The 14,777-nt window shown below is 67.8% G+C and carries 15 protein-coding genes; 8 read left to right on the top strand and 7 right to left on the bottom strand.

What is annotated here, in order from left to right:
- Positions 1 to 14: 14 nt before the first annotated feature.
- Positions 15 to 1,028 (top strand): NADPH-dependent aldehyde reductase Ahr, encoded by a 1,014-nt coding sequence (ahr, locus tag ACXJKJ_RS13360; protein ID WP_457390445.1) that lies wholly within the window; start codon positions 15 to 17, stop codon positions 1,026 to 1,028.
- Here ahr and ACXJKJ_RS13355 read toward each other — a convergent pair.
- Both ACXJKJ_RS13355 and ACXJKJ_RS13350 read right to left on the bottom strand, forming a co-directional pair.
- A complete protein-coding gene (locus ACXJKJ_RS13355; protein ID WP_457390444.1) occupies positions 1,025 to 2,335 on the bottom strand; it encodes a mechanosensitive ion channel family protein in 1,311 nt (436 codons plus the stop codon). The two genes, ahr and ACXJKJ_RS13355, sit on opposite strands and share 4 nt — an antisense overlap.
- 121 nt (positions 2,336 to 2,456) lie before the next feature.
- The gene (locus tag ACXJKJ_RS13350; protein ID WP_457390443.1) at positions 2,457 to 3,392 is read right to left on the bottom strand and encodes a histone deacetylase family protein; all 936 of its coding nucleotides are present in this window, start codon (positions 3,390 to 3,392) and stop codon (positions 2,457 to 2,459) included.
- Positions 3,393 to 3,427: 35 nt separating this feature from the next.
- On the opposite strand from ACXJKJ_RS13350, the gene ACXJKJ_RS13345 reads away from it, so the two are divergent.
- The 4 genes from ACXJKJ_RS13345 to rsgA all read left to right on the top strand — a co-directional run bounded on the left by ACXJKJ_RS13345 (position 3,428) and on the right by rsgA (position 8,260).
- On the top strand, positions 3,428 to 4,366 hold the full coding sequence (locus ACXJKJ_RS13345; RefSeq protein ID WP_457390442.1) for an AAA family ATPase: 939 nt from the start codon (positions 3,428 to 3,430) through the stop codon (positions 4,364 to 4,366).
- A 105-nt stretch (positions 4,367 to 4,471) separates the two neighbouring features.
- The gene (locus ACXJKJ_RS13340) at positions 4,472 to 6,136 is read left to right on the top strand and encodes an ExeA family protein (protein WP_457390441.1); all 1,665 of its coding nucleotides are present in this window, start codon (positions 4,472 to 4,474) and stop codon (positions 6,134 to 6,136) included.
- 26 nt (positions 6,137 to 6,162) lie between these two features.
- On the top strand, positions 6,163 to 6,867 hold the full coding sequence (locus ACXJKJ_RS13335; RefSeq protein ID WP_457390440.1) for a general secretion pathway protein GspB: 705 nt from the start codon (positions 6,163 to 6,165) through the stop codon (positions 6,865 to 6,867).
- Positions 6,868 to 7,189: 322 nt separating this feature from the next.
- Positions 7,190 to 8,260, top strand: a complete 1,071-nt coding sequence (gene rsgA / locus ACXJKJ_RS13330; RefSeq protein WP_457390439.1) for a ribosome small subunit-dependent GTPase A — start codon at positions 7,190 to 7,192, stop codon at positions 8,258 to 8,260.
- Positions 8,261 to 8,403: 143 nt separating this feature from the next.
- Here the strand turns inward: rsgA and ACXJKJ_RS13325 are convergent, their stop codons facing one another.
- The 5 genes from ACXJKJ_RS13325 to ACXJKJ_RS13305 all read right to left on the bottom strand — a co-directional run bounded on the left by ACXJKJ_RS13325 (position 8,404) and on the right by ACXJKJ_RS13305 (position 11,817).
- Positions 8,404 to 9,735 (bottom strand): MBL fold metallo-hydrolase, encoded by a 1,332-nt coding sequence (locus ACXJKJ_RS13325; RefSeq protein WP_457390438.1) that lies wholly within the window; start codon positions 9,733 to 9,735, stop codon positions 8,404 to 8,406.
- Positions 9,736 to 9,924: 189 nt separating this feature from the next.
- Positions 9,925 to 10,080: a DUF3096 domain-containing protein gene (locus tag ACXJKJ_RS13320; protein WP_457390437.1), complete on the bottom strand. Its 156-nt coding sequence runs from the start codon at positions 10,078 to 10,080 to the stop codon at positions 9,925 to 9,927.
- A gap of 155 nt (positions 10,081 to 10,235) precedes the next feature.
- A complete protein-coding gene (locus ACXJKJ_RS13315) occupies positions 10,236 to 10,544 on the bottom strand; it encodes a luciferase domain-containing protein (protein WP_457390504.1) in 309 nt (102 codons plus the stop codon).
- A 290-nt stretch (positions 10,545 to 10,834) separates the two neighbouring features.
- Positions 10,835 to 11,284, bottom strand: coding sequence for a DUF5990 family protein (locus ACXJKJ_RS13310; RefSeq protein WP_235531855.1), 450 nt, complete (start codon positions 11,282 to 11,284; stop codon positions 10,835 to 10,837).
- Positions 11,281 to 11,817, bottom strand: coding sequence for a CbrC family protein (locus tag ACXJKJ_RS13305; protein ID WP_056193460.1), 537 nt, complete (start codon positions 11,815 to 11,817; stop codon positions 11,281 to 11,283). Before ACXJKJ_RS13305 ends, ACXJKJ_RS13310 begins: the two co-directional genes overlap by 4 nt.
- Positions 11,818 to 11,916: 99 nt before the next feature.
- On the opposite strand from ACXJKJ_RS13305, the gene ACXJKJ_RS13300 reads away from it, so the two are divergent.
- The 3 genes from ACXJKJ_RS13300 to ACXJKJ_RS13290 form a co-directional block, all read left to right on the top strand.
- Positions 11,917 to 12,744 (top strand): plasmid replication/partition related protein, encoded by an 828-nt coding sequence (locus tag ACXJKJ_RS13300; RefSeq protein ID WP_457390436.1) that lies wholly within the window; start codon positions 11,917 to 11,919, stop codon positions 12,742 to 12,744.
- A gap of 50 nt (positions 12,745 to 12,794) precedes the next feature.
- Complete coding sequence (locus ACXJKJ_RS13295) at positions 12,795 to 13,778, top strand: DUF58 domain-containing protein (RefSeq protein ID WP_056193455.1); 984 nt, start codon at positions 12,795 to 12,797, stop codon at positions 13,776 to 13,778.
- A partial coding sequence (locus ACXJKJ_RS13290) for a DUF3488 domain-containing protein (RefSeq protein ID WP_457390435.1) occupies positions 13,775 to 14,777 on the top strand: 1,003 nt, incomplete at its 3' end. The genes ACXJKJ_RS13295 and ACXJKJ_RS13290, both read left to right, overlap by 4 nt.

Below are 14,777 nucleotides of genomic sequence, written 5' to 3'. Positions count from 1 at the left end.
AACAGGAGACTCGCATGTCCAACATCCGCGCCTACGCCGCCCTCGCCCCCGGCGGCGCCCTGCAACCCTTCGACTACGACCCCGGCCCGCTGGGCGACGAGGACGTCGAAGTCACCGTCGAGCACTGTGGCATCTGCCACTCCGACCTGGCCATGATCGACAGCGAGTGGTTCCCGGCCGCCTACCCCGTGGTGCCCGGCCACGAGGTCATTGGCCGCGTCACGGCGCTGGGCGCCCATGCCAAGGGCCGGCAGATCGGCCAACGCGTCGGTGTGGGCTGGCATGCCAGCAGCTGCACGCATTGCAATTTCTGCCTTGGCGGCGAGCAGCATCTGTGCGGCAAGCGCCAGCCGACGCTGATCGGCCGCCATGGCGGATTCGCCGACCGGCTGCGCGCCCACTGGAGTTGGGCCGTGCCCCTGCCCGATGCGCTGGACCCGGTCGCGGCGGGCCCACTGATGTGCGGCGGTGGCACGGTCTTCCTGCCCTTTGTACTGCATGCCATCAAGCCGACCGACCGCGTCGGCGTCGTCGGCATCGGCGGCCTGGGTCACCTGGCCGTCAAGTTCGCACGTGCCTGGGGCTGCGAGGTCACGGCCTTCACGTCGTCGCCCTCCAAGCGCGACGAAGCCCTCGCACTGGGCGCGCACAAGACGCTGTCCAGCGTCGACAAGGCCGAGCTGAAAGCCGCCGCCGGCAGCCTGGACTTCCTGCTCATCACCGTGGGCGCCGCATTGAACTGGGACGCACTGCTGGCCACGCTGGCACCCAAGGGCCGCATGCATCTGGTCGGCGTCGTCACCGACGCGATGGCATTGAAGAGTGGCGGCCTGCTGAGCTGGCAGAAGAGCCTGTCGGCCTCACCCACACCACCGCCCTCCGTCCTGAAGACCATGCTGGACTTCTCGGCACGGCATCAGATCCTGCCGCAGGTGGAACGTTTCCCGATGAGCCGCGTCAACGACGCACTGGATCACCTGCGCTCAGGCAAGGCGCGCTACCGCGTGGTGTTGGACGCCGATTTCTAGCCGCCAGTCGGTGCAGGTGCCTCCGGCGACGTGGCCGTGGTCGCCGACTTCGGCTGGCGCTGCACCTGCTGCGGGTAGGGAATGTCCACGCCCAGGCGCTGCAGCGTGTGCAGCACGGCCAGGTTGACGTCCGAGCGCACGCCGCCGCTGCCGTTCTCGGGGTCCATGATCCAGAAGAACACGCTCAGCTCCAGGCCGCTGTCGGCAAAGCGGCTCAGCTGCACCGATGGCCCCGGGTCGCTCAACACGCGCGGGACTTCGGTGACGGCTTTGGTGATGGCCTGCATGACGTTGTCGACGTCGCAGTCGTAGTCCACCTGCACCACCGTCGACAGCAGCACGCGCGGGTCGGCCAGCGAGGAGTTCTCGACCCGCTGAGTGATCAGGATCTCGTTGGGCACGATGGCTTCCTTGCCGCCGAGCGACCGGATCACCGTGTAACGCGTCTTGATGTCGGTCACGCGGCCCTCGAAGCCGTCGACCTTGACCATGTCGCCGATGCGCAAGCTCCGCTCGGCCAGGATGACAAAGCCGCTCACGTAATTCGCCGCCAGCTTCTGCAGGCCAAAGCCCAGGCCGACGCCGAGCGCCCCACCCAGCACGCCCAGGGCCGTCAGGTCGATGCCCGCGGCCGACAGCGCGAACAGCAGGCCGATGAAGAGCAGCAGCGAGCGGATCGCGTTGGACGCGATCTTGCGCATGGACAGGTCCAGTGACTCGCGGCGCAGCAGCTGGGCCTCGATGGCCGACGAGATCCACAGCGCAACGACCAGCACCAGCGTGGCCGTCAACCCGCCCTCGATGAGATTGCGCAGCGTCAGCTTGACGGTGCCGAATTTCCAGCCGATGTCGTCCAGCTCGTCCATCAGCACGGGCCACAGCCCGGTGATCCACAGCACCGCGCCGATCCACACCAGCCAGGAGCCCAGCTTCTCCAAGGCCTTGAAGGCGGTCGAATTGGGCCAGGCGGCGCGCAGCACGCGGGCGATGAGGCGGATGGCGGCCAGCGACACCAGCACCGGCAGCGCCAGCTTGAACAAGGCCGGTGCCAGCCCGTACAGCGGCAGCAGGCGGCGCGCGCCAAAGGCCAGGGCCAGGGCGAACAGCGGGAAAAGCGTGCCGTCGATGACGCGATCGCCGAACAGCACGCTGTTCTCGCGCCGGGTGACGGCGCGCGACAGCGCCCAACTCAGCAACCCTGCCAGAGCCAGGCAGCCGAATAGCAGGCCCCATTCGGCCAGCGCGTCGGCGCTGAAGACACGGGTCAGCAAGGCCTGGAGTTCGGCCAGGCTCAAAGGTTGGTGCATACGGTTTTAGTCAGTTGGGGACAGAGCTACTCGCTGCGCTCGGGCGGTCTGTCCCGCAAAATTCTCAGCTTAGTTGGGGACAGAGCTACTCGCTTCGCTCGGGCGGTCTGTCCCGCAAAGTTCACAAATCAGCCAATACGCGCAAATGGATGCCTACGCTGCGCGCGAGGGCGTGCAGGTTATAGCCGCCCTCCAGGACCGACACGATACGGCCTTGCGCATGACGGTCGGCCACGGCCTTGATCTTCTGCGTGATCCATTCGTAGTCGGCCTCGACGAGGCCCAACTGGCCGAGATCGTCGTCGCGGTGGGCGTCGAAGCCGGCGGAGATGAAGATCATCTGCGGCTTGAAGCGCTCCAGGGCCGGCAGCCACATGGCCTCGATGATCTCGCGCGTCTCGCCGCCTCTCGTATAGGCCGGCAGCGGCACGTTGACCATGTTGGTGCCCTTGGGGACGGCGCCGCTGTAGGGGTAGAGCGGATGCTGGAACAGGCTGACCATCAGCACACGCTCGTCGCCGGCAATGATGTCCTCGGTGCCGTTGCCATGGTGGACGTCGAAGTCGACGATGGCCACGCGCTTGAGGCCGCGCCGGTCCAGCGCGTGTCGGGCGGCGATGGCAACGTTGTTGAAGAAGCAAAACCCCATGCTCTGGTCGCGCGTGGCATGGTGGCCGGGCGGGCGCACCGAGCAGAAAGCATTGTCGGCACGGCCATCGATGACGAGGTCGGTCGCCTGCACGGCCGCACCCGCGGCGTGCAGGGCAGCGGTCCAGGTATGCGCGTTGGCCGAGGTGTCGGGGTCGACGGCGCAACGTTCGCCCGTCTCGGCGCAGTCCCGCAGCAGGGCGCCGATCTCGGCGACATAGCCGTGGGTGTGAGCCAGCTCCACGTCCTTGAGGTCCACCGGCCGGGCGTCGAAGTACTCGAGCGCCTGGCCCAGGCCCGAGGCGATCAGCCAGTCGTCGATGGCGGCCAGCCGCTCCGGGCATTCGGGATGGCCTTCGCCCATGTCGTGACGGCGGCATTCAGGCGGATTGAAATAGGCGGTAGGCATGAAGGAACGGCTGTCTCTTGCTATGGTCCAGCCTCATGACGCAAGCTCCATCACGAACGCTGGCAGCGCAACTGCTGGCACTGCAAAACCAGATTAGCACGGTCATCAAGGGCAAGCCGGCCCAGATCGCCGATTCCCTGGCCTGCCTGATCGCCGGCGGCCATCTGCTGATCGAGGACCTTCCCGGCGTCGGCAAGACGACGCTGGCCCATGCGCTGGCCATTTCCCTGGGGCTGAAGTTCTCGCGCCTGCAGTTCACGGCCGACCTGCTGCCCAGCGACCTGCTGGGTGTCAGCGTCTACGAGCGCGAGAAGAACGGCTTCGCCTTCCACCCCGGCCCGGTGTTCGCCCAGGTGCTGCTGGCCGACGAGATCAACCGCGCCGGCCCCAAGACGCAGAGCGCGCTGCTGGAGGCCATGGAAGAGCACCAGGTCAGCATCGAGGGCATCAGCCACCCGCTGCCCGAGCCCTTCTTCGTCATCGCCACGCAGAACCCCAGCGAGCAGCTCGGCACTTTCCCGCTGCCAGAGTCGCAGCTGGACCGCTTCCTGATGTGTATTTCCCTTGGCTACCCCGACGCCGCCGCCGAGCGCGAGCTGCTGACCGGGAAGGACAGCCGCGAGCAACTGCGGTCGCTGGGCGCCCTCATGACGCCGGCGGAGCTGATGCAGGCGCAAGCCGCCGTCAAGGCTATCCACGCCGCGCCGCCGCTGCTGGACTACCTGCAGGCACTGATTGCGGCCACACGCTCGGGCCAATGGTTCGTGGAAGGCCTGTCGCCGCGCGCCGGCCTTGCCGTGCTGCGAGCCTCCCGCGCCCGGGCCCTGCTGCAGGGGCGCGACTATGTGTCGCCCGACGACGTGCAGGCCATCCTGCCGCAAACCATCGCCCACCGCCTGCAGCCTCGCGCCGGCGCGGGCCGCGGCGCTCGCGAGCAGGTGCGGGCGATGATCGAAGCCATCGCCCTCCCCTAGCTTGGCGCTGATTGCCGGCCTGGCGCTCCTGCGCAGCCGGCACGTCGCGGTTGGCCGGACGGGTTCGGGCCGGGCAGATCGGCGGGATGGTTATCCTGCCGCCCCATGTACGTGCCCTTCTTCGGCTTGAAACAAGCGCCGTTCTCGATCGCGCCGGACCCGCATTACCTGTTCATGAGCGAGCGCCACCGCGAGGCGCTGGCCCACCTGCTGTACGGGCTGGACGGGGGCGGCGGCTTCGTGCTGCTCACCGGCGAGATCGGCGCCGGCAAGACCACCGTTTGCCGCTGTTTCCTGGAGCAGATCCCGGCGAACTGCAACGTCGCCTACATCTTCAATCCCAAGCTCACCGTCACAGAGCTGCTGCAGGCGATCTGCGACGAATTCCATGTCGTGGTGCCGGCGGGCGCGCGGACGGTGAAGGACTACGTCGACCCGCTGAACGCCTTCCTGCTGGCGCAGCACGCGGCCGGGCGCAACAACGTGCTGATCATCGATGAGGCGCAGAACCTCTCGGCCGACGTGCTGGAGCAATTGCGCCTGCTGACCAATCTGGAAACCAGTGAGCGCAAGCTGCTCCAGGTGGTGCTGATCGGCCAACCCGAGCTCCGCGGCATGCTGGCCCGGCCGGAGCTGGAGCAGCTGGCGCAGCGCGTGATCGCGCGCTTTCACCTGGGCGCGCTGTCCGAGGCCGAGACGGCGCAGTACATCCGCCACCGCCTGAACGTGGCCGGCCTCACCGGCGCGCTGCCCTTCGATCGCAAGGGGCTGCGCCTCATCCACCAGCTCACCCGCGGCGTGCCGCGCCGCATCAACCTGCTCTGCGACCGCGCGCTGCTGGGTGGCTATGCCAGCGGCCAGGCGCAGGTCACGCGAACAATAGTGCGCCAGGCTGCGCGCGAGATGTTCGACGAGCAGGCCGCGCCGCCCGTGCCCGGGCGCAGGCCCGTCGCGGCGGGCATTGGCGTGGCCCTGCTGGCCGCGGCCATCGTGGGCGGCTGGCTGGCCTGGCGGGCGCAGCAGGCCACCATGGACGGGCGCCTGCAGAAGGCCAGAGCGGAGGGCATGGCTGCGGCTGCCAGCGCGGCATCTGCTGCGGCAGCGGCTGCGAGTGCGGCTTCGCAACCCGCCTCCGCGGCCAGCCGCGCCGAGCCAGCCCCCGAACTGCTGACGCTCGCCGACTGGAAGCCGCAGGACGCCGACGCCTGGGCGGCCCTCGCCCAGCGCTGGGGCCTGCCGCTGCCGGACAAGGCCGACCCCTGCACCGTGGCCGCGCAGCGCGGCCTGCAGTGCTACCGCAGCGGCAGCGGCAGCCTCTCGCTCATCCGCCTCATCGACCGCCCCGTGCTGCTGACCCTGCAGCGCCCCGGCCACCCGGCGGCCCTGGCCGCGCTGGTGGCGCTGGGCGCGCAGCACGCCACGCTGGTCGTGGACGGCACGCCCCGCCGCGTCACGCTGCCCGAGCTGGCCGGCGCCTGGCGCGGCGAGTTCACGACCTTCTGGCGCGTGCCACCGGGCTATGCAGAGCGGGCCGAGAACATCGTTCCCCTGCGCAACTGGCTGGCCACACAGCTCGCCAGCGTGCCGGGTAGCGCGCCGTCCGCGCCGGCCTCCGCACCCGCGCCCGGCTGGCCCGAGCTGAGCCGCCAGGTGCAGGCCTTCCAGGCCAGCCAGGGTTTGCAACCCGATGGCCGCGTCGGCCCCATCACTCTGATGCAAGTCAACCGGGCTGCCGGTATAGCCGAGCCGCGCCTGGACGTGGCGCGCTGAACGCGAGAATCGCAAGACCTAACGCCATGTCCTACATCCTCGACGCCCTGCGCCGTGCCGAAGCCGATCGCGAACGCGAGCGCGGCCAGGTGCCGGGCCTGAACACCCAAGCGGTATCCGCCAGCGACGCCGCCCGCGCCGCCGGCCCACGCCGCTGGCTGCCCTGGGCCGGCGGCGGCCTGCTGCTGCTGGCTGGCATCGGCGCCGGCAGTTGGTGGGCAAGCGGCCCGCAGGACGCGACCCCGCCGGTTTCGCCGCCAACGCCCACCCCGGTGGCCACCGCGGCGCCAGTGGCTGTGCCCGCGCCACCCGCCGCGCCAACGCCACAGCCCACCGCGTCCGCCTCGCCCTACCTGCCACTCGTGCCACCGCCGGTCGCGGTGACCACAGCACCGGCGCCCCGTCCCGTCAGCGAGGCCACGCCCGCACCCGTGGCTGTCGCCGTGCCTGCCCCCGTCCCTGCTGCACCGCCCGCCCCAGCTCCCACCCCAGCCGCCGAAGCTCCCATCCCCCGCCTGGCCGAGCTGCCCGAAGCCATCCGCCGCGACGTGCCCCGCATCGTCGTCAGCGGCTCCGTCTACTCCGACGACCCGCGCGGCCGCTTCGCGATGATCAATGGCGAGGTGCTGCGCGAAGGCGCCCAACTGGGCCCCGACCACGTGCTGGAGCTGATCCGCCCGCGCGAGCTGGTGTTCAGGTTCAGGGGCCACCGCTACCGACAACCGGTGTAGGGGCACCGAGGCCGCCACGTCGCTGGCAAAGCAACAGCATGCCTGCAGCACCATGCATCGCCATTGACGCGTACCGCACGCCACAGGCAGACTGGCGGCCTTCATCAATCAGCCCGCAAAGGAGAAGACCATGGAACAAGCAGATCGTGTCGCCCTCCTCCTGCCGGCTGCCTGAGCGCCCAGCACCACTGAGTTCGAACTCGCGTTCGGACTGACCTCGCGTCCACCGCGGGTCCATTGATCGCCGCAACAGCGCGGCCGGCTTCCCACCTGTTGCTCCGCGCCACCGTGCGCGGACGAAGCCCACTTTCAATGGACTCCCATGATCGAATTCGATTTCGAGACGCTGCACGCCCTCGGGCTCACCCCCGCCATCGCGAGCCGTGCGGTACAACTTCCTCAACCCCATGCCGAAACCGCACTGCGCCTGACGCGTGTGATCGAGGCGCAGCGCGACTGCTTCACGCTGCATGACGGCTACACCGAGCTGTTTGCTCGCGCGCTGCCCCGGCTGGTGCAGCAGCTGCAGRCCCAGGTTCAACAGCTGACCATCGGCGACTGGGTCGGCGTTCACATCGACGCGCACGGCCAGGCCTGGATCGCCGACCGGGTCGAGCCCGTCACGCAGATCGCACGCCGCGCCAACGACGGGCGCCGCCAGCCGCTCGCGAGCAACGTCGACGCGGCGCTGCTCGTGATGGGGCTGGACGCCGACTTCAACGCGCGCCGCATGGAGCGCTACATTGCGATGGTGCGCGCCTGCGGCGTGGTGCCGGTCGTCGTGCTCACCAAGCTCGATATCGCGCCGCAAGCGCAGGCACGCATCGCCGAGATGTATGCCCGCCTGCCCGCGACCGTGCCGGTGCTACCGGTCAACGCGCTGACGCGCCAGGCCAGCACCGAGATCGGCCCTTGGCTGCATGCAGGCCAGACGCTGGTGCTGCTCGGCTCCTCGGGGGCCGGCAAGTCCACGCTCATCAACACGCTTGCCAACGCCGGCCAGGCCACGGGCGGCGTGCGCCAGGGCGACGGCCGCGGCCGCCACACGACGACGGCGCGCTCGCTGCACCGCTGCGTGCAAGGCGGCTGCATCATCGACACGCCGGGCCTGCGCACCTTCCGGCCCGATGCTGACGCCAGCACGCTCGCCGCCACCTTCGAGGACGTGCAGGCGCTCGCGCAGCAATGCCGGTTTCGCGATTGCTGCCACGAGAACGAACCTGGTTGCGCGGTGCGCGCCCGCGTCGACGCGGACCGGCTCGACAACTACAAGAAGCTGATGCGCGACGCCCAGCGCGGCGAGCAGACGGCGCTGGAGCGCATAGCGCAGCGCAGCAAGTGGAAGAAGATCGGCAAGGCGGGCAGCCAGCGTGCGCGGGAGAAGAGGGCTTGAGGGGGCTCGAGCAAGACAGCGGCTTGGCAATGCCAGCATCTCATGCAGATGACGACCTCCGATCGCTAGAAGGCGTTCCGACCCGAGAAGAACGCAATCATTTGCGCAGACTGCTCTGGTCTGCATCGACGGTGGCACGCGTGCTAGTGGGACATAGCCGTCGAATCGCGAGTCATGCGCCGTGTCGGATCGAAGGGATGGTCTCGCCTGGCACCTCGCGTGAGGCCAACGGCGTCAGCGTGCTGGCCCGGTCCGAACTGGCGCAATTCGGCAAAGGTCTTCGCCCAGTCGCTCGGTGGCTGAAATCCTTCACCACAATCGTCACCGACGCTGGTGGAGGAAACGTGCGTGACGGCATCCAGCAGTGACTGACTAAATCGCTTTGTATCCGCAAATCCCAGTTTGTTCTTGACGTCGTGATTTGCAGCCGTGACGACGCCGTTCGACGACAGGATGTACTTGTCGAAATACTGCGTTTGCGCTACGAGCGAAACCTTCTGGCCATCCAGATACCCTTTGAGTGCGTCATCCTTGAATGGATACGGCATGCCCGGCCAAAAAGCGTTGAACAGTCCATCCCAGTGGCTCGGCAGGTAAGTCTTCGGATGAATGACCGGGACAACCATTTCCGCCACCGGCTTTCCGCCTGTGCCGATCCATGCGTCGACCTTAGTGAGTCCGGCATCCGTCATTGCAGCGGCCAAGTTGCCAAGAGGTGGCCCGAAGTTCACACCGTCGACCACGATGTCCTTGTCCAGATCGAACGCGCTTGCCGAATTGCTGACGAAGAATGAGAGCTGGCCCTCGGGACTGTCCACCGTGAACAGGTAGGCCCTGTTACCGCCACCGTTGGGATAGTCCTCTCCAACGCCGGCGCGAAGGCCTCCGGACTTCGGGTCGGGAATCGGCGGTCGATACAGCTCTCGCGCAAAGTGCTGTATCGGATTGCTTGAGTCGCCGCTGTGGTTCCAGCGAACGACACGCATGGTGATGCCGTCGCCCAGTGAGATCTTTTCGCCGCCGCTGACGCTGCGGCATTGGGACCCGGCTACGCCTTGTGCTGCGGCTTGCATGCAAGTGGATGAGCCGCCAATCATCGGGGCGCCGGTCAGTTTCGCCCACGTGGGGGTGTCCCAACTGTGGTCCCAATGACTGTGGCCGACAACAAGCAGATCGAGCTTGTCAGTCCCCAGCATTGCATCGCGCACCTTGGTGATGGAGGCGACGTCGACGCCTGCCGGCTCCTTCGTGTAGGCATACACGTCATTTGCGTAGACCGGAGACGCCGTGAACAAGTTTTCGGGCAGACGGGAGATGTAGCCGTCCATGACGATGCGCTTGTCGCCGACCTTGAAATACCAATTGGCGATCGACATCCAGGTCATTTCCACCGACGGCGGCGCTGCGTTGGCGACCGACGAGAAGATCGCCGCAACAGCCGCAAAGGGCCCCCAGCTCACCAGCTTGTGCTTCATCAAACTTCTCCGGTGGGGCGGATAACCATCTCCAGACGTCGCATATACGGCATTCGGGCATTTCGTGGGTGTTGATAGGCCGCGTGTATTCCTCGGCAATGCGCACTTCGACGCGGCTAGACACCCCGAAAGCAGACCACTTCAACCGTCGGCTCCTGGCCGATCCGCGAAATTGGCAGTGAACCCCGCCTAACCCAGGTGCATCTGACCGGCGCCCACTAAGCCGATCAGCCCGATCGCGATCAAGTAGATTGCGACGATGTAGTTGAGCAACCTGGGAACCACGAGGATCAGGATGCCGGCGAGCAGGGAGATGATCGGGGCAAGGCCGAGATGGAGATTCATAGAAATTTCCTTGGTTATCGCACGGCCTCGACGACAAGAGCATCGCCAAGCATGCACTTCAGCCTACCCGAAAGCTGCCGATCGTCAGCGGCGTCTCCTGGCCGATGCCGAGCATCCGCTCAGATCCCTGCAAGCTGAAACCGCCGTTGGACTGCTCATAGCTGCTCGATGGCGACCTTGACCAGTTCGGCGACACGCTCTGCCTCAGCATCGGTATGGAAGCGCACCTCGATCCAAGGCGAGGACGAAGAACGGGTCGGATGGTGAACGGAGCCGGCTGGATGGGAGAGACCCAACGCGCGGATGACCTTCTTTGTGAGTCTCAGGTCGAGTTCATGGTCGTCGTGGAAGTGCACAAACTCCCTTCCCCTAAAGAATAGAGCTGTACCACCCGAGACAGGAGACGGTTCGGCAGCTAGTCCTTCGATAGAGACAAGCGACTGAAGCAGTTTCAGCTTGAGCATGTTCACGTGGTGCCGACATCGAAGTTGCGTGGAGAGCCTACCTGAAAGCCGTCGTTCGCAACTGACTGCTCATGGCCGGGAGCGGGTCACCGACCCGGCATTCCCGGATGACAGCTACCGCGCTGCCCAACCACTTGCCGCACCCGAATCCGGCCTGCGCATGCCCATGCGACCGAAGTGCGCGTGACTGCTTCACATTGCATGACGGCCATACCAAGTTGTTTGCCCGAGGCCCGCGCGCTGGTTGGCTATCCGGTAACCGCTTGCCAGCCGACCTCTCTGGCGCCAGGTCAGGCCACCTGGCTCCACACCACCGCGTGCGGCTTCACCGAAGCGCAGATGGGGCCGCCATCGGCCATGGTGCCAAGGACACGGGCCTCGATGGCGCCCGCACTGGAAGCCAACACGGCCTCCACGACCTCGCGGGGAATGGAAGCCAGCTTCAACTTGGCGCGGCGCGTCCAGTTGGAGCCCGGCTGTCCCGCGAGAGCGCCCGAGTTGAGGTAGACGAAACGATCCGCGGGCGTGCCCTGAGCGAACTCGCCCAGGAAGTTGACTGACCCATCCGGCAAGGGCAACCCCAGGCGAAGCGACAACTCGAACTGGATCGTCTCGCCCCGCTCAGCCAACGGCGCCAGCAGTTCGGACTTGCCGCGCTGCACGGCGAAGCTGACGCCAGGCGGCGGATCGACGACGACGATCCGCATGCGAAGGCTGGGTGCAGCCAAGCGTTCGCTCACGAGCAATCCCACCCCAGCCGCACCACGCCGCAGTGCCGGCACATGAACTTGTAGAACGCGTTGTCGCCCGCGGGCTCGTAGTCCTCGGTCGCGCGGGCCCAGTCCTTTTCGGTCAGCCCGTAGTGCTGCCGCCAGTCCGCCTTGGTGGCCTCGCTCGCACGCTCCACGTCCTGCACCGACGCATCACCGCGGAACTCGCAGGCGTCGTTGCAATGAGCCAGCCACTCTTCCTGCTGCCAGGACGAGAAGCCCGGTGTCCTCAGGCTCACCTCGTCGACGATCTCCTGCGCCAGCCCCGCCTGCTGGAGCGGATGCGCGTCCGAAAAGCTCGCGCCCAGCTTGCTCGCCGCCGAGCCATCCGCAATGCACCAGGGGCACAGCTTCTCGTCCAGCTCGCTGGTCGCATAGACCGGCTGCACGTAGACGAAGCCGCGCGCCTGGCCGCAGCAGGCGCACTGGACCCGTCGCGGCTCGATGGCCCCGGTAGCCATCGGGTCGGGGTGGTAGCGGAAATGGGGAAGGTCGCTGTCCATCGGTACTCCGTGTGAGACTGGATTCTGGCTCGCCGCCCAGGCCCATGCTGAGGCTCTCTAGAATCCGCACCCTTTTGCCAGCTCCCTGCACCCGGCTCCATGGACATCGTCGTCAACGAAGAACTCAAGGCTTACATCGACCCATTGACGGCGGAGGAACACGAGGCCCTGGAGCGCAGCATCCTGGCCGAGGGCTGCCGCGATGCGCTGGTGCTGTGGGGCGACGTGCTGGTGGACGGGCACAACCGCTACGGCATCTGCAGCAAGCACGGGYTGCCCTTCCAGACSGTGCAGAACMCYCGCTTCMAGTCSATGGAKGAYGTGCAYCTGTGGATGATCGASCAGCACCTGGGYCGGCGCAGCRTSTCSGACTTCCAGCGCGGCGTGCTGGCGCTGCGCAAGCGCGASATCSTGGCCGAGCGGCGTGCGCGCAGCGCCGCTGTGGAAGCGGCTGAGCCTGTCGCCCAGGCAGCGGCACCGGCACCCGCCCAGGACGCCCTGCAAACGCGCGAAGCCCTGGCCAAGGCCGCGCGCCTGAGCAGCAACCAGGTGGTGATGATCGAGAAGATCCAGAAGCAGGCCACGCCCGAGGTGGTTGCCGCGGTGAAGGCCGGCGCGATCTCGATCAACGCGGCCGCGGCCGTCGCCACCTTGCCGGCCGAGGAGCAGGCAGCCGCTGCGGCGGCCGGTGCGCAAGAGCTCAAGCAGGCAGCCAAGCGCGTGCGCGAGACCAAGCGCAAGCCGCCCGCGGCCGACCCGATGCTGGATACGGCAGAAGCCTCCGCGCCGGAACCCACGATGGAAGCGCTGCGCCAGCGGGTCTCGGCGCTTGAAGCCGAGAACGCGGCGTTGCGGCAGGAACTGGCAGCGCTTCGCCCACAGCCGTCCTCGCCCCACCCTGTCGAGGAAGCGCAAGCACCCTTCTGAACACCCCCAGGTCACGCTGAGGCTTGCGAACCCCACGTATCCTCTGACCCATGGCTCCCGTCCAAGCCCTGCGCCAACGCTGGCAAGCCTGGTGGCAGGCCCGCCAGTCGCCCGCCGACACCCACCAGACGACGCAGCGCAATGTCTACATCGTGCCGACCTGGGCCGGCGTGGCCTTCTGCGGCACGCTGGGCGTGCTGCTGCTGGCCAGCATCAACGAGCAGCTGAGTCTGGGTTACGCGCTGACCTTTGCGCTGACCGGCGCGGGCCTGGCGTCCATGCACACCACCCACGCCAACCTGCGCGGCCTGCAGATGGATCTGAAGGCGCCTGAGGGCGTGCACGCCGGTGACGAGTACGCGCTGGAGCTGCGCCTGCACAACCCGGGCAGCGCGCGCTTCGGCATCGCCGTCAGCGCGCAGCTCGACAGCGGCGCCACCGAGCCGGCCTGGATCGACGTGCCGGCCCTGGGCCATGCAGTGCTGAAACTGCGCCTGCCGGCTGACAAGCGTGGCCTGCGCGAGCTGCCCCGCCTCATCGTCACGACACGCTTTCCGCTCGGCTTCTTCCGCGCCTGGAGCTATTGGCGGCCTGCAGCCAAGGTCTGGGTCTACCCGCGGGCCGAGGAGGTGCTGGCGCCCTTCCCCACCCAGGCCGAGGCAGGCGCTGGCGAAGCCGCGTCGACACGCCAGTCCTCCAGCGGCACCGATTTCTCCGGCGTGCGCAGCTACCGCCGCGGCGACTCGATGAAGCAGATCCTGTGGCGCAAGTCCGCGCTGGCGCTGGACCAGGGCCTGCCGCTGTGGGTGCGCGAGACCGAGGCGCCGCTGGCCCAGGACCTGTGGCTGGACTGGCGCGACACCCAGGGTCGCGATGTCGAGGCACGCCTGTCGCGCCTGGCCGCTTGGGTTCTGGCGGCTGAACGCCTGGGCCAGCCCTATGGCTTGCGCATGGCGGGGCGTGACCTCACGCCTTCCCTCGGGGCGGCCCACCGCCAAGCTTGCCTCGAAGCCCTCGCGGGGTTTGACGCATGAATGGTTTAGCTGCCTGGTGGGCCCGCCTGCCGCGTGATGCGCGCGACAGCTTCTTCCTGCTCGGCGTCATCACGGCCGTCATCGCGCCGCATGCCGACCACCTGCCCTGGTGGAGCAGCGCATTGACCACCGTCGTGCTGGCCTGGCGCGCCTCGCTGGCCTGGCGCCAGCGGCCGCTGCCTGGGCGCTGGTGGCTGGCCGCCGTCATCGCGGTCTACACGGGCCTGACCTGGCTGACCTTTCGCACGCTGATCGGCCGCGAGGCCGGCATCACGCTGCTGGTCATGCTGATGGCGCTCAAGACCATGGAGCTGCGCGCGCGCCGCGATGCCTTCGTCGTCTTCTTCCTCGGCTTCTTCCTGGTGCTGACGCAGTTCCTGTACTCGCAGTCGCTGCTGATGGCGGTCTGGTCACTGGCGTCGCTGTGGGGGCTGCTGGCCGCCGTCGTGCTGGCGCAGATGCCCACGGGCATCCCCAGCATCGGCATCGCGGCAAGGCACGCTGCCGGCACCACGGCGCTGGGCCTGCCCGTCATGGTGCTGCTCTTCGTGCTGTTCCCGCGCATCGCGCCGCTGTGGGGCGTGCCGACCGAGGCCATCGGCCGCACGGGCCTGTCCAACCAGCTCGAGTTCGGCGCGATGAACGAGATCGCCAACGACGAGAGCATCGCGATGCGGCTGAAGTTCGAGGGGGCCTTGCCGCCGCCCGACCAGCGCTATTTCCGCGGCCCGGTGCTGACCCGCTTCGACGGCAAGACCTGGCGCGCCTATGACTCCCGCTCCAGCCAGAGCTGGCTGCGCGGCCGCGACGACCTGGCCACGGCCGGCCCGGCGCTGCGCTATGAAATGACGCTGGAGCCGCTGCGCATCTCGGTGCTGCCCCTGCTGGAGATGAGCCTGGGGGGCGTCGTCTGCGAGTTGTACCTGAGGGAGCTGACCGTCTTGCGCGGGCCCGTGCTGCAATTGCTGTGGCCGCGGGCCATCACCGAGAGGCTGTGGG

Source organism: Roseateles sp. P5_E1 (assembly GCF_054049335.1).
Note: the sequence above shows the minus strand (reverse complement) of the source record. Positions and strands in the feature narration are given on the sequence as shown.

Coding starts and splice junctions, on each gene's coding strand:
- ahr (WP_457390445.1), top strand. CDS start 15: ATGTCCAACATCCGCGCCTACGCCGCCCTCGCCCCCGGCGGCGCCCTG.
- ACXJKJ_RS13355 (WP_457390444.1), bottom strand. CDS start 2,335: ATGCACCAACCTTTGAGCCTGGCCGAACTCCAGGCCTTGCTGACCCGT.
- ACXJKJ_RS13350 (WP_457390443.1), bottom strand. CDS start 3,392: ATGCCTACCGCCTATTTCAATCCGCCTGAATGCCGCCGTCACGACATG.
- ACXJKJ_RS13345 (WP_457390442.1), top strand. CDS start 3,428: ATGACGCAAGCTCCATCACGAACGCTGGCAGCGCAACTGCTGGCACTG.
- ACXJKJ_RS13340 (WP_457390441.1), top strand. CDS start 4,472: ATGTACGTGCCCTTCTTCGGCTTGAAACAAGCGCCGTTCTCGATCGCG.
- ACXJKJ_RS13335 (WP_457390440.1), top strand. CDS start 6,163: ATGTCCTACATCCTCGACGCCCTGCGCCGTGCCGAAGCCGATCGCGAA.
- ACXJKJ_RS13325 (WP_457390438.1), bottom strand. CDS start 9,735: ATGAAGCACAAGCTGGTGAGCTGGGGGCCCTTTGCGGCTGTTGCGGCG.
- ACXJKJ_RS13320 (WP_457390437.1), bottom strand. CDS start 10,080: ATGAATCTCCATCTCGGCCTTGCCCCGATCATCTCCCTGCTCGCCGGC.
- ACXJKJ_RS13315 (WP_457390504.1), bottom strand. CDS start 10,544: ATGCTCAAGCTGAAACTGCTTCAGTCGCTTGTCTCTATCGAAGGACTA.
- ACXJKJ_RS13305 (WP_056193460.1), bottom strand. CDS start 11,817: ATGGACAGCGACCTTCCCCATTTCCGCTACCACCCCGACCCGATGGCT.
- ACXJKJ_RS13295 (WP_056193455.1), top strand. CDS start 12,795: ATGGCTCCCGTCCAAGCCCTGCGCCAACGCTGGCAAGCCTGGTGGCAG.